Below are 13,083 nucleotides of genomic sequence, written 5' to 3'. Positions count from 1 at the left end.
TTTAAACGCTCGCCCGCAGATGACGCGGGTAACCATTTATGGAGTGACCATGGCCAAGGAAGAAATGCTCGAATTTCCCGGTGTCGTGAAGGAACTCCTGCCTAACGCGACGTTTCGGGTCGAGCTGGAAAACGGCCATGAGATCATCGCGCATATGGCAGGCAAGATGCGTAAGAACCGCATCCGTGTTCTGGCAGGCGACAAGGTTCAGGTGGAAATGAACACCTACGACCTCACGAAGGGTCGTATCAACTACCGCTTCAAGTGAAGCTGATCCTCGGCTCGGCGAGCCCGCGACGGCGAGAGCTTCTGGCCCAGCTCGGGCTGGAGCCTTTTGACGTGCGCCCCGCCGATATCGACGAGACGCCTTTCAAGGGCGAGGCGGCGCGTGACTATGTCGCCCGCATGGCCCGCGAAAAAGCGATGGCGCTCAATGTGGCCGACGACGAAGTGCTGCTGAGCGCCGATACCACGGTGACCTGCGGGCGCCGTATCTTGGGTAAACCCGAAGACGAGAAGGAAGCGGCGGAGTTTCTCTGGCTGTTGTCCGGACGTCGGCACCATGTGTTCACCGCTGTCGCGATGCGCACGGCGCAGGGTCTGCGCGAGCGGCTCGTCGATACGGTGGTGAAGTTCAAGCCGCTCAGCGACGAGGACGTGAACGGCTATCTCGCCTCGGGCGAGTGGCATGGCAAGGCGGGCGGCTACGCGATCCAGGGACGCGGCGGCGCTTTCGTCCCGTGGATTCAAGGGTCCTTCACCGCAGTCGTGGGGCTGCCGCTCGCAGAAACCGCAACGCTGCTCGCAAGCGCGGGCATTCGAGGGGACGTATAATGCAGGGGCGCTTGGTTCTGCTGGACGAGATCGCCGGTCGCGAGGCCGCGGCGCTGATGGTCGACGGGCAACTCGAAGACCTGATTATCGACACCTCCGAAGAGATCAGCTTCGCCCCCGGTGCGATTCTGCGCGGCACGATCGGCCGCCAGATGAAAGGGCAGGGTGGCGTCTTCGTCGATCTGCCCGAAGCCACGCGTGGCTTTCTGAAAGAAGTGAAGGGGCTCGCTCCCGGCCAGACCGTGATCTGCATGGTCTCGGGCGGCACCGAGCCCGGCAAGGCGCTGCCCGTGACGCTGCGCGTTCTGTTCAAATCGCGCTACGCCATCGTCACCCCCGGCGCGCCCGGCATCAACGTCTCGCGCCGGATCCATGAAGAGGGCTTGCGCGCCGATCTGCAGGCAGCAGCCGAGGCGGTGATGGAAAGCTCGGATATGGGCGTGATCCTGCGCTCTGCCGCGGCCCATGTGCCGCTCGAAGAAGTGGCCGAGGATGTCGCCGCGATGCGCGAGCTGGCCGAGGCCGTGACGAGCGACGTTGAGGGCGGGCCGGAACTGCTCGTCGACGCGCCCGATCCGCATGAAGAAGCCTGGCGCGACTGGGCCGAACCCCTGCCCGACGAGGTGATCGAAGGCGGGTTCGACGACCACGGCGTCACCGACGCGATCGAAGCGCTTCTGCATCCGCGCGTCGACCTGCCGGGCGGCGCGCATCTGATGATCGAGCCGACCCGCGCCCTGATTGCGGTCGACGTCAATACCGGCAACGACACGACGCCCGCCGCGGCGCTGAAGGCGAATATCGCCGCGGCCCGCGAATTGCCCCGGCAGCTGCGTCTGCGCGGCCTTGGAGGCCAGGTCGTGATCGACTTCGCTCCGATGCCCAAGCGCGACCGTCAGGCGCTGGAGCAGCAGCTGCGCCGCGCCGTCAAAGGCGAGCCCGAGACATCGCTGGCAGGCTGGACGCCGCTGGGCAATTTCGAGATGCAACGCAAGCGCGACCGCGTCCCGCTCGTGCGCCTGCTGCGGGGCCAAAACAGGGAGGCGAAATGAGCTGTCCGATCTGCGGCAAGGATGCCGACCCGAAATATCGCCCCTTCTGTTCGAAGCGTTGCGCCGACGTTGATCTGGCGCGCTGGCTGAATGGTTCCTACGTCATTCCCGGCGATATCGCCGAGGAAGAAGAGCGCGCGCCGACCGGTCCCGCAGGCGATGATACCCCCCCCGGCAAGCCGCACTGAGACGTTTCGCAAGTTCGCGTAAATTTCTGCGAAATCCCTCTGGACACCCCCCGCGCCCTCGTCTAGTAACCGCTCCACCAAGACCGAAAGGTCGCAGTGCCCGGATAGCTCAGTTGGTAGAGCAGCGGATTGAAAATTCGCGTGTCGGTGGTTCGAGTCCGCCTCCGGGCACCACAAAATCCTCGAAATAGAAACACGTTTTGGACTGGATGCGCTCCATTTATTGAGTGGCCGCAAACGGTTCTGTGTCGGTGAAAGCTCGTCTTCCGCCCCGAAGGAATAACCTACCGCGGAAACTGCGGCTTGGGCGTGCGCGCGACCTCGTCAGCAGTCGCGGTGTGATTCAGCACGTAATGCGTCGCGACGACGTCGCCGATCAGCCCGGCAGCGGCTTCGGAAGCCGGATCGAAACCGCGCTCCACTGCCTGACCCAGCAGCGCCGCGTCATAGCCGGTGGCGATGAGTAGCCACGGCAGTGGTGTGTCGGCACCGCGCAGTGCTTGCTCGCGCGTCATCGGCGGCGGTGCTGTCGGACGGAGCAGCTGGACGCTGGCGACACCCGGGCGATAGGCGATCTCCTGCAGCACCTCCTGCGCGATCCAGGACGCCGCAGCGTCTTCGTGTCCGGGGCCGGGTTGAAAGCGGAAGGCTGTGGCGAAACCGCCCAAGCCATAGCCCTCGCTCGCCGGAATCGTGCAGAAACCGCGCATCATGCCGCGAAACCGCGGCATGACCGCACCGGTCCAGGATGTGGGGTCGTTCAGGCGGTCGAGGTAGCCCTGCGACGTCGCCACGTCGGTCCCGCTGACTTCATAGGTGACCATGTAGCGTGGCCCGCTCTCGGTCGCGATCCAGCGCGTCGCCCGTAGAAAGCCGGGAACCGAGAGGCGCTCATGCAGGTGCTCATGGCTGTGCCAGTGGTCGTGGTCGGCGGTGTCACCGTCGATGTCATAGAACAGCACCATCGCCGCATCGCTGCAAAGCGCCATGGTCCGCCTCCCCCGCCTATGTGGTTTCGCGTGACGCTATCGGCGGGGGCCGGGGAAGGCAAGTTGTGGCGCTGTTCCTGTGTCGCAGCTCACCTCTGGTAGATCCCCGATCGTTCAACCCGCTTGGCTGGCTTCAGCGCCGGTTCATCGCATCGCGAAGCGCTGCGCCGAACGCGCCATTGCTGCTGTCCTTCGCCGGCGCCTTGCCTTGGCCCTTGCCGGTCCCTTTTCCACGGGGGCCTTGCGGGCCGGGTTTGCCGCGATCCTGACCCTTGTCCTGCCGCGCCGGGCCTTTTCCCCGCGCAGGCGCGCCGCCCTCGGATTGCTTGCGCATCGACAGGCCGATCCGTTTGCGCGGAATATCGACCTCGGTCACGCGCACGCGCACCACGTCGCCCGCTTTTACCACCTCATGCGGATCCTTCACGAAGCGATCTGCAAGCTGGCTGACATGCACCAGACCGTCCTGATGCACGCCGATATCCACGAAAGCACCGAAGGCGGCCACGTTGGTCACGGTGCCCTCCAGGCTCATCCCCGGCTTGAGGTCTTTGATGTCCTCCACGCCATCGGTGAACTGCGCGGTCTTGAAGGTGGGGCGCGGGTCGCGGCCGGGTTTTTCCAGTTCCGCGAAGATGTCGCGAATGGTGGGCAGACCGAAATCGCCGGTGACGAATTGCTCCGCGCGCAGGTCTTTCAGCGCGGTCGGCTGGCCCATGATCTCGCGGATGTCGCGGCCGCAGCTTTCCACGATCTTGCGTGCGACCGCGTAGGCTTCGGGGTGAACCGAGGAAGCATCGAGCGGTTCTTCGCCATCGCGGATACGCAGGAAGCCCGCGCATTGCTCGAAGGCCTTGGGGCCGAGCCCGGCCACCTCCATCAGCGCGCGGCGCGAGGGGAAGGCGCCATGCGCGTCGCGATGCGCGACGATGGCCTGCGCCAGTGCGGGCCCAAGCCCCGCGACCTGCGCCAGAAGCGGCGCGGAGGCCATGTTCAGATCGACGCCCACCGCGTTCACGGCATCTTCGACGACCGCCTCCAGCGCCTGCGACAGGCGACGCTGATCCACGTCGTGCTGATATTGTCCGACGCCGATGCTCTGCGGCTCGATCTTCACCAGTTCCGCCAGTGGGTCCTGCAGGCGCCGCGCGATCGAGACCGCCCCGCGCAAGCTCACGTCCAGATCGGGGAATTCGCGCGCGGCCAGTTCCGAGGCCGAATAGACCGAGGCACCCGCTTCCGAGACGACCACTTTCGTCGGCGCCCGCACCCCCGGCGGCAGCAGCTTCAGCGTGTCGGCGACCATCCGTTCGGTCTCGCGGCTGGCGGTGCCGTTGCCGATGGCGATCAGCTCGACGCCGTGGCGCTTGACCATGTCGATGATCTTCGTCTCGGCTCCGCGCAGGTCCATCTTCGGCTGGAAGGGGTAAAGGGTCGCGGTCTCCAAGAGCTTGCCAGTCGCGTCCACCACGGCGGCCTTCACCCCGGTGCGGATGCCGGGATCGAGGCCCAGCGTGGCGCGCGGACCGGCGGGGGCTGCCAGCAGCAGGTCATGCAGGTTGCGCGCGAAGACCTTGATCGCCTCGTCATGGGCGCGCTGGCGCAGCTCGCCCAGCAGGTCGACATAGAGCGAGACCGAGAATTTCACGCGCCACGCCCATCGCGCCACGTCGCGCAGCCAGAGATCACCGGGACGCCCGGCCTGAGTGTCGAGGGTCGCTGCGATCTGGCCGATCGCGCGGTCTTCACCGGTCTCGGGATCGGGCGCGATTTCCATCGTCACGATCTCTTCCTTCGCGGCGCGCAGAATGGCGAGCGCCCGGTGGCCGGGAATGTCGGCCCATTTCTCGCGGTGGTCGAAATAATCCGAGAACTTCGCGCCTGCCTCTTCCTTACCGGGCACGACCCGAGCGGCGATGAAGGCCTCGGCGCGCATGAAGTCGCGCAGGGTGCCGAGCAGTTCGGCGTTTTCCGACAGTTCCTCGGTCAGAATGTCGCGCGCGCCGTTCAGAGCATCCTTGGTCGTCGGCACGGCCTCGGTGACGTAGCCCTCCGCCAGTGCCTCGGGCGTGGCGCTCCGGTCTTCCTGAATGGCGCGCAACAGCGGCTCGAGTCCGTTCTCGCGCGCGATCATCGCCTTGGTGCGGCGCTTGGGTTTGAACGGCAGATAGATGTCTTCGAGCGTGGCCTTGCTTTCGGCCCGCGCGATGGACCGTGCCAGATCGTCGGTCAGCTTGCCCTGCTCGCGGATCGAATTGAGGATCGTCTCGCGCCGCGCCTCCATCTCGCGCAGATAGCCCAGTCGATCCGAAAGCTGCCGCAGCTGCGTATCGTCGAGCCCGCCGGTGACCTCTTTGCGGTAGCGCGCCACGAAGGGCACGGTCGCCCCGCCATCTAGAAGTCCGATCGCTGCGGTCACCTGTGCGGGCTTCGCCGCGATATCCGTGGCGATGGTCTGCGCGATGCGGGCTTGAACGGGGGCGGAATCGGTTTGGGCCAAGGCTGTCTCCTGATGCGGTCGGGTTGCCAGCAATAGCCGCCTGCTCGGGCGGGGAAAAGGGGCAAGGCTGCGGGTAGGCGGATTGCTCCGGTCTCCGCCTACCCGCAGCCGTTCGAACAGTTTGAGGCTTCGAGCCGGGAGTCGGGCTTTCGCCGTAGCCGCACCAAGCTCCGGGCAATTGTCAGAGGGGCCCGGCAGGCAAGGGGTGGAAGCAGGCGACCCGTTGATCGTCACCGATCTGTTCGAGCGCGGGAGCTGCGTCCCGGCATGTATCGGTCGCGTAGGGGCACCGCATCGCGAATGCGCACCCGGGTGGCGGGTCGAGCGGGTTCGGCAATTCCGCGTGCCCGTCTTCGGGGTCGGACAGCGCACGCCCCACGACCGGCGCGCTTTCGGCCAGCAGCTTCGTGTAGGGGTGGCGCGGATGGGCGAAGATTTCCTCGGCCCGCCCTTCCTCGACCACCGAGCCGAAATACAGCACTGCGATCCGGTCAGAGACTGCCTCGACCACCGCCAGATCGTGGCTGATGAAGAGGTAAGTCAGGCCGAATTCGCGTTTCAGATCGGCGAGCAAGTTCAGCACCTGCGCCTGCACCGACACATCGAGCGCCGAGACGGGTTCGTCGAGGATCAGGATGCGCGCCTGCGCCGCCAGCGCCCGCGCGATGCCGATGCGCTGCGCCTGACCACCCGAGAACTCATGCGGGTAGCGGTCGAGGAAATCGGCGCGCAGGTTCACGCTGTCAAAGATCTCGAGGATGCGCTTCTCGCGTGCCTTGCGGTCCATTCCGTGCAGCAGCTTCAAGGGCGCATCCATGATCTGCCGGATCGTCTTGCGCGGGTTCAGCGAAGAGATCGGGTCCTGAAACACATATTGGATGCGCTTGCCGAACTCGGCCGGGTCGGCGTTGTCGAGCGCCGAACCCTCGATTTCGATCGTGCCGGTCGTCGCGGGCAGGAGGCCCACCAGCATCCGCGCCAGCGTGGACTTGCCGCAGCCGGATTCCCCTACGATTCCCAGCGTCTCGCCCGTCTGGACCGAGAGCGTCATCGGATGAACTGCTTTCACCCCGCCGGTGGCGCCGCCGGACAGCTTCTTGCCAACGGGAAAGGTTTTCGACAGGTCGGTGATTTGCAGGGCGATGCTCATGCGGTTTCCTCCGCGAGAGAGAGCTCGGGGTAGAGGCAGCGCACGGCGCGCGATCCAGTCCCTTCGAGCAGTATCTCGCCTTCTTTGCACGACGGTTGTGCCTTCAGGCAGCGATCGGCAAAAGCGCAGCCTGCGGGCAGCGCATCGACCGAAGGCGGCAGACCCGGGATCGCCTCCAGCTTGCGTTTGCCCGCGCCGAGTTCGGGCACGCAGGCGATTAGCCGCGCGGTGTAGGGATGGGCGGGCGCGCGCAGGATCTCCATCGTCGGACCTTCCTCGACGATCCGACCCGCATACATCACCGCCACGCGGTCGCACAGCTGGGCCACAACGCCGAAATCATGGGTGATGAAGATGATGGCGAGCCCGCGTTCGCGCCGCAGATCGTCGAGCAGCGAGAGGATCTGCGCCTGCACCGTCACGTCGAGCGCGGTGGTGGGCTCGTCCGCGATGATCACGTCGGGATCGTTGGCCAACGCCATCGCGATGCCGACGCGCTGACGCATGCCCCCCGACATCTCGTGTGGGTAGCTGTCCACGCGCTCCTCGGAATTGGGGATGCGCACGGATTTCAGCAGCTCGATGGCCTTTGCACGACCTTCGGATTTCGAGATCGAGCGATGGCTGGAGATCGCCTCCACCAGTTGATCGCCGACCTTGTAGAGCGGGTGTAGCGTCGCCAGCGGGTCCTGGAAGATATAGGCGACGCGGCGACCGCGCAGGGTTCTCAGATCGCCATAGCGCGCACCGATCATATCGCGGCCCTCAAGGCGCGCGGCCCCGCCGGTGATGACGCCGGGCGGGGAGGCGACGAGGCCCATAATCGACAGTGCCGTGACCGATTTGCCCGAGCCGGACTCGCCGATCACGCCGAGACATTCGCCGGGTTTGACCGACAGAGAGACACCAGACACCGCCTTGTAGATCCGGTCCTTGACGTGGAATTCTGTGCGCAGGTTCTCGAGGCTGAGAATGCCGTCAGTCGCGACTTCCGGCGCGGGGGTGTGTTTGCGATCCACGCGGGTCGCGGCCATCGGACGGCTCAGCGCGCCCGATTTCAGCCGCGGATCCAGCGCATCGCGCACGCCGTCGCCCAGCAGGTTGATGCTCATCACGATGATCAGGATCATGATGCCGGGAATGACCGAGGTATGCGGGTTGGTGATCAGCGCCGAGCGCGCCTCACCCAGCATGCTCCCGAGATCGGCCTGCGGCGGCTGCGAGCCGAGGCCGAGGAAGCTCAGACCCGCCGTCTCGAGGATCATCCAGCCGATCGTGGTGGACATCGCGATCACGATGACGGGTACCACATTGGGCAGGATTTCCGAGGTGATGATGCGCGCATTGGACATGCCCGCGAGCTTCGCCGCATCCACGAATTCCTTGTTGGCAAGTCCCACGGTGATGCCGCGAATGTTGCGTGCGAAGAAGGGGATGTTGACCACCGACACCGCGATCAGCGCATTCACGAGACCGGGGCCGAGAGCGGCGACGATCGCGAGTGCCAGCAGGATATAAGGGAAGGCCATCAGCATATCGACGGCGCGCATGATGATGTTGTCCGCCCGCCCGCCATAGAAGCCCGCGATGATGCCGACTGCCGCGCCCGCGACGGCGGCGAAGAGAGCGGCGGCAAAGCCCACGGCGAGCGACAGCCGCGTGCCCCACAGAAGCCGCGAGAGCAGATCGCGCCCCAGCGCATCGGTGCCCAGCAGCGCGCCATCGGAAAACGGCGGCAGGAAGCGGTTCGCGGTGTTCGTCGCATCCGGATCGACGAGCGGCAGCAGCGGCGTGATCAGCGCCAGAGCCACCACCAACCCCATCACGATCAGCCCACCCAGCGCCAGCCGGTTGCGCGCGAGAAGTTTGAAGAACGCGCTCATGTCTTGATCCTCGGGTCGAGAAGGCTCTGGGCGACATCGACGATGATGTTGAAAATGACGTAGCAGGCCGCGACGAAGACGACGCCGCCTTGGACGAGCAGGATGTCACGCTGCAAGATCGCATCGACCAGCATCCGCCCGATGCCGGGCCATTGGAACACGATCTCGATATAGACCGCGCCCGAGAGCACGAAGCCCGCCTGAATGCCGAGCACGGGGATGATCGAGACCATCGCCGCGCGCAGCGCATGGCCCCAGATCACGCGGCCCTCTTTCACGCCCTTGGCTCGCGCGGTGCGGATGAAATCCTGTCGCAGCACCTCCAGCATGGCCGAGCGCGACAGCCGCGCCACCACGCCGGTCGCCACCACGGCGAGCGCCAGCGCGGGCATCGTGAGGTGGTGGATCAAGTCGGGCAGATCGCCGCCGCCATAGATCGCATACATCCCGGAAACCGGCAGCCATTGCAGGTCCACCGCGAAGATCAGGATCATCATCATCCCGAGGAAGAAGGACGGGATCGAGATGCCCAGCAGCACCACGAAGGTGATCGCCTTGTCGGCGAAGCCATATTGACGTGCGGCCGAGACCACGCCCGCGAGAATGCCGAACACCGTGCAAAGAACGAAGGAGGTGCCCGCAAGGATCAGCGTGTTGTTGAACCGCTCCAGCACCTCGTCGATCACGGGGCGATTGAGCGAGAAGCTCTGGCCGAAATCGCCGTGGAGCATGTTCCCCAGCCAGATGAAATAGCGCGCCACCAGCGGCTGATCGAGACCTAGATCGCGGTTCAGACGCGCCACGTTCTCGGGCGTGGCATAGCTGCCCAAGATCGCGGTTGCCGGGTCGCCCGGGATCATCGCCATGATCAGGAAGACGATCACCGTGATCCCAAGGATCACCGGCACCGCCAGCAAGAGCCGTTTGAGGATATAGCTGCCCATTGGTCTCCCTTTGGGTGACGCGCAAATGATGAAAAAAAGAGTGCGCGGGCCTGTCGCGGCCCGCGCACCCGGAAGGATCAGGCCTTCGTCACGTCCTTGAGGAGCAGGAAGAACGAGGGCTGCAGCGTGAAGTCCGACACTTTGTCGTTCGTCACCGCGTTCTGCTTCCAGTTCGCCACGAAGACCCAAGGCGCGTCGTCATGCACGATCTGCTGCATCTTCTTGTAGAGCTCGGCGCGCTTGGACTGATCGGTCGCGGTGCGCGCCTCTTCGAGCAGCTTGTCGACCTCGGGGTTCGAGTAATAGCCCGAGTTGAAGCCGCCCTTGTCGGGCCAGGCATCGGTGCGCAGCGCGAGATAGGGCAGGGTGTCGGGATCGTTCGTCATCCACGCCATCTCGGCCATGTCGACATGCTGGCCGTTCGAGTCGAGCCCCGGGTTCACCTTGCCGAGGAAGGTGTTCCACTCGAAGGTCTCGATTTTGGCGTTCAGTCCCACGGCTTTCAGGTCGGCCTGAATCGCTGTGCCCATCGCCACCGGGTCGAGCATCCCCGAGCCGCCATCGGTGACGTAGAAGGTCACTTCCGTGCCCTCGGCCACGCCGGCCTCTTTCAGCAGCGCCTTGGCCTTTTCCGGGTCGTAGGGGTAGGGGGCGAGGCTGTCGTCATGCGCCCAGGCGAAGGCCGCGGGCGTCGGGCCGTTGGCCACGGTCGCCGTCCCTTCGAGCACATCGTTGACGATCGCTTCCTTGTTGATCGCGTAGTTCGCGGCCTGACGGGCCTTCTTGTCCTTGAACGGCCCCTTGGCGCAATCGAGGATCAGGAACCACAGATGCGGGCCCGCCTGTTCGACGAGGTTGTAGCTGTCGTTCTGGAACTCCTTGAGCGCCACCGGGGGCACCTCGACCATCAGGTCGATCCCGCCCGCGAGCATCTCGGCCACGCGGGTATTGGCGTCCGTGATCGGGCGGAAGATCACCGCCTTGAGCGAGGTGGGCGTGTCCCAGTAATCCGGGTTGCCCTCGACCACGACGGCCTCGTTCGGGCGCCATTCCTTGAAGGTGAAGGGGCCGGTGCCGACCGGGTTGCGGCCGAAATCCTTGTCGAATTTCTTCACCGCCGTCGGCGAGACGATCAGCCCCGTCGGATAGGCGAGGTTCGACAGGAAAGGCGCATAGGGTTCTTTCAGCGTGAAGACCACGGTTTTCGGGTCTTTCGCGTCGATCGTGTCCACGCTCGAGAAGAAGAAGGCGAGCGGGAAGGGGCCGGTGTGGTAATAGGGGTGGTTCTCGTCGAGCATCCGCTCGAAGTTGAACTTCACCGCCTCGGCGTCGAAATCGGACCCGTCATGGAACTTCACACCCTGACGCAGGTGGAAGGTGTAGGTCTTGCCGTCATCCGAGATGTCCCAGCTCTCGGCGAGGGCCGGTTCGACTTCGAGCGTGCCGGATTTGTAGCGCACCAGCCCGTCATAGAGATTCATCAGAATGCGGAAGTCGTTCACGGCGGTGACCGCCGCCGGGTCGAGCGCTTTGGGCTCCGCGATCTGGCCGACGACCAGAACGCCGGGCGGGGTCGCCGCCATCGAAGGCAGACCGGTTCCCATCAGGACGCCCGTCGCCACGCCCGAGATCAGAAGACCGCGCCGCGTAAGGGTGAGTTTTGCCATAGTACCTCTCCTGTTCAGCATGGCTGATTTTTATTGGTGATGATTGCATGAGGGCAAATTATCATGATAAATGCAAGGGCGCAGATTAACGGAGTTCCGCCGTGACGGTATCAATTCTGGCATATGACGAAAAAACAGGCGTCTTTGGCGGGGCGGCCATGACCGGCAGCCTCTGCGTCGGCGGCTGGGTGCTGCGCGGCGGCGCCGAATCGGGATTGTCGGCCAGTCAGGGCACCGCGCCTTCGACGCTTTGGGGCGAGGATGTGCTGGCGAAGATGAAGGCGGGCATGTCCGCGCCTGACGCCGTGGCCGAGGTGACAGGCCCGGATACCGGACGCGCCCACCGCCAACTCGCCGCCATCGACCTTCGCGGGCGCACGGGCCATTTCACCGGCGAGATGTCGGTGCCGGTCTGCGGCGCGCTGGAAGGTCCGGGCGTTGTGGTGTCGGGCAATATGCTTGCCGATTGGTCGGTGATCGAGGCGGTGCGCGATACCTACCTCTCCACGCTCGGCGCGATGCCCGACCGGCTGATGGCCGCGCTGGTGGCAGGCGCGCGTGCGGGAGGCGACAGTCGCGGGCTGCTCTCAGCGGCGCTTCTGGTAGCATCGCGCGCGACGACGCCGCTCACTTTGCGCATCGACCGCTCCGCCAAGCCGCTCGAGGATCTGACCGACCTGCTCGCCGCCGCCCGGGCCGAGCCCTATTACGGCTGGACCCGCGTCGTGCCGACGCTCGACGATCCCTATCGTGCCCCCGATCTGGTGGAGCCCGAAGCGCTCCCGCTGCCCGAGGCCGGGACGGAGTAGCTCGGAACTTGGCGCGGGGCGACCAGCCCCAGGCCGCGCCCGTCCGGCCTTCGCAAGGCTCAGGCGTTCGCCGGGGTGCCCTTCCACTGGAAAGCCCCTCTTTCCCGGCTTACCCTTCCCCACGGGAGGGCGCATTGGCGGCGTCGGCGCATGCATCACCGATTTTCGGGTTTGCGAGATAAATCGCTAAGCCACACGCGTTGCGAAGCGCCCGCCCGAGGCTCGGGCGCGGCCCTCGGCGCGAAAGCCCGTGTCACTCGGCGATGAAGCGTTTCATCACCTCGGCCTCCTGCGCTTCCATGAAGCGCTGGGCGGTGGCCATGTGGTCGGCCATGATCGTGCGGGCATCCTCGGCACGGCCCTCACGCAGCGCGGCGATCAGGGCGATCTGGTGGTTGCGCCCGCTCTCCCACAGCTCGCGATTATGGGGCGCGTAGAGTTTTCGATAGACCGTCAGGTCCGACAGGATCTGCGCCATGAAGCGGATCAGGAAGGCCAGCAGCGCATTGTCGGAATGCCGCGCCAGCACCGCGTGGAATTTCAGGGAATCCACATGCTGTTCGCGCTCTTCCTCGGGCGTGGCGGCGGGGGCGGCATATTGCGAGACCAGCGCCTCCAGCTCGGCCAGATCCGCCTCTGAGAGCTTTCCGGCAAGGCTCGCGGCCACTTCGGGCTCCAGCGCGCGGCGGATCTGGTAGATGTCGGCGACCGTCAGATCCTTGAAATAGAAGTAGTTTCCCAATAGCGCCCGGGCGCGCTCCTCGCTGACCTCGCCCACGAAGGACCCGCCGCCCGGCCCTGTGCGCGTGGTCACCAGCCCCTGCGCCTCCAGCAGCCGCATCGCCTCGCGGATCGTGCCCTTCGCCATACCGAACCGTTCGATCATCTCGGTCTCGCCGGGCAGGCGGTCGCCCTTCTTCAAGCGCTGCGCGACCACCCAGTCCTTGATCTGATCGGCCACGCGGGCGGGGCGAGAGCGCTTGGGTTCGGTGGCGGGTTTGCGGGGCATCGGATCTCTTGAGGGGAAACTCACTGGCGTTTCTCCTAGACCAATTCGCATCAAAAGA

12 protein-coding genes and 1 tRNA gene are annotated in these 13,083 nt (G+C 65.3%); 6 read left to right on the top strand and 7 right to left on the bottom strand.

Annotated features, from left to right (window positions below):
- Positions 1-49 precede the first annotated feature (49 nt).
- The 5 genes from infA to BMI85_RS15835 all read left to right on the top strand — a co-directional run bounded on the left by infA (position 50) and on the right by BMI85_RS15835 (position 2,248).
- Entirely contained in the window at positions 50-268 is a 219-nt protein-coding gene (infA, locus tag BMI85_RS15855; protein ID WP_010397442.1) for a translation initiation factor IF-1, read from the top strand.
- Positions 265-834: a Maf family protein gene (locus BMI85_RS15850; RefSeq protein ID WP_078601958.1), complete on the top strand. Its 570-nt coding sequence runs from the start codon at positions 265-267 to the stop codon at positions 832-834. The genes infA and BMI85_RS15850 overlap by 4 nt, the downstream gene beginning before the upstream one ends.
- Positions 834-1,886, top strand: a complete 1,053-nt coding sequence (locus tag BMI85_RS15845) for a ribonuclease E/G (RefSeq protein WP_078601957.1) — start codon at positions 834-836, stop codon at positions 1,884-1,886. Before BMI85_RS15850 ends, BMI85_RS15845 begins: the two co-directional genes overlap by 1 nt.
- Positions 1,883-2,074, top strand: a complete 192-nt coding sequence (gene yacG, locus BMI85_RS15840; RefSeq protein WP_078545394.1) for a DNA gyrase inhibitor YacG — start codon at positions 1,883-1,885, stop codon at positions 2,072-2,074. The genes BMI85_RS15845 and yacG overlap by 4 nt, the downstream gene beginning before the upstream one ends.
- A gap of 98 nt (positions 2,075-2,172) precedes the next feature.
- Positions 2,173-2,248, top strand: a tRNA-Phe gene (locus BMI85_RS15835).
- Between the two features lie 110 nt (positions 2,249-2,358).
- Here the strand turns inward: BMI85_RS15835 and BMI85_RS15830 are convergent.
- The 6 genes from BMI85_RS15830 to BMI85_RS15805 form a co-directional block, all read right to left on the bottom strand.
- Positions 2,359-3,063, bottom strand: coding sequence for a hypothetical protein (locus BMI85_RS15830; protein ID WP_078601956.1), 705 nt, complete (start codon positions 3,061-3,063; stop codon positions 2,359-2,361).
- A gap of 133 nt (positions 3,064-3,196) precedes the next feature.
- A complete protein-coding gene (locus BMI85_RS15825; RefSeq protein ID WP_078601955.1) occupies positions 3,197-5,563 on the bottom strand; it encodes a Tex family protein in 2,367 nt (788 codons plus the stop codon).
- 181 nt (positions 5,564-5,744) lie between these two features.
- Positions 5,745-6,713: an oligopeptide/dipeptide ABC transporter ATP-binding protein gene (locus BMI85_RS15820; protein ID WP_078601954.1), complete on the bottom strand. Its 969-nt coding sequence runs from the start codon at positions 6,711-6,713 to the stop codon at positions 5,745-5,747.
- Positions 6,710-8,596 carry a dipeptide/oligopeptide/nickel ABC transporter permease/ATP-binding protein gene (locus tag BMI85_RS15815; protein ID WP_078601953.1) on the bottom strand — a complete coding sequence of 629 codons (1,887 nt, stop codon included), beginning with the start codon at positions 8,594-8,596 and terminating at the stop codon, positions 6,710-6,712. Before BMI85_RS15815 ends, BMI85_RS15820 begins: the two co-directional genes overlap by 4 nt.
- Positions 8,593-9,540: an ABC transporter permease gene (locus BMI85_RS15810; RefSeq protein WP_078521715.1), complete on the bottom strand. Its 948-nt coding sequence runs from the start codon at positions 9,538-9,540 to the stop codon at positions 8,593-8,595. Before BMI85_RS15810 ends, BMI85_RS15815 begins: the two co-directional genes overlap by 4 nt.
- A gap of 77 nt (positions 9,541-9,617) precedes the next feature.
- Positions 9,618-11,207, bottom strand: coding sequence for an ABC transporter substrate-binding protein (locus BMI85_RS15805; RefSeq protein WP_078601952.1), 1,590 nt, complete (start codon positions 11,205-11,207; stop codon positions 9,618-9,620).
- A gap of 101 nt (positions 11,208-11,308) precedes the next feature.
- On the opposite strand from BMI85_RS15805, the gene BMI85_RS15800 reads away from it, so the two are divergent.
- Positions 11,309-12,016, top strand: a complete 708-nt coding sequence (locus BMI85_RS15800) for a DUF1028 domain-containing protein (RefSeq protein ID WP_078601951.1) — start codon at positions 11,309-11,311, stop codon at positions 12,014-12,016.
- A gap of 253 nt (positions 12,017-12,269) precedes the next feature.
- Here BMI85_RS15800 and BMI85_RS15795 read toward each other — a convergent pair whose 3' ends face one another.
- On the bottom strand, positions 12,270-13,025 hold the full coding sequence (locus tag BMI85_RS15795) for an FCD domain-containing protein (RefSeq protein WP_078521711.1): 756 nt from the start codon (positions 13,023-13,025) through the stop codon (positions 12,270-12,272).
- Between the last annotated feature and the right edge of the window lie 58 nt (positions 13,026-13,083).

Source organism: Thioclava sp. DLFJ4-1 (genome assembly GCF_002020145.1).
GTDB classification, from domain to species: domain Bacteria; phylum Pseudomonadota; class Alphaproteobacteria; order Rhodobacterales; family Rhodobacteraceae; genus Thioclava; species Thioclava sediminum.
Note: the sequence above shows the minus strand (reverse complement) of the source record. Positions and strands in the feature narration are given on the sequence as shown.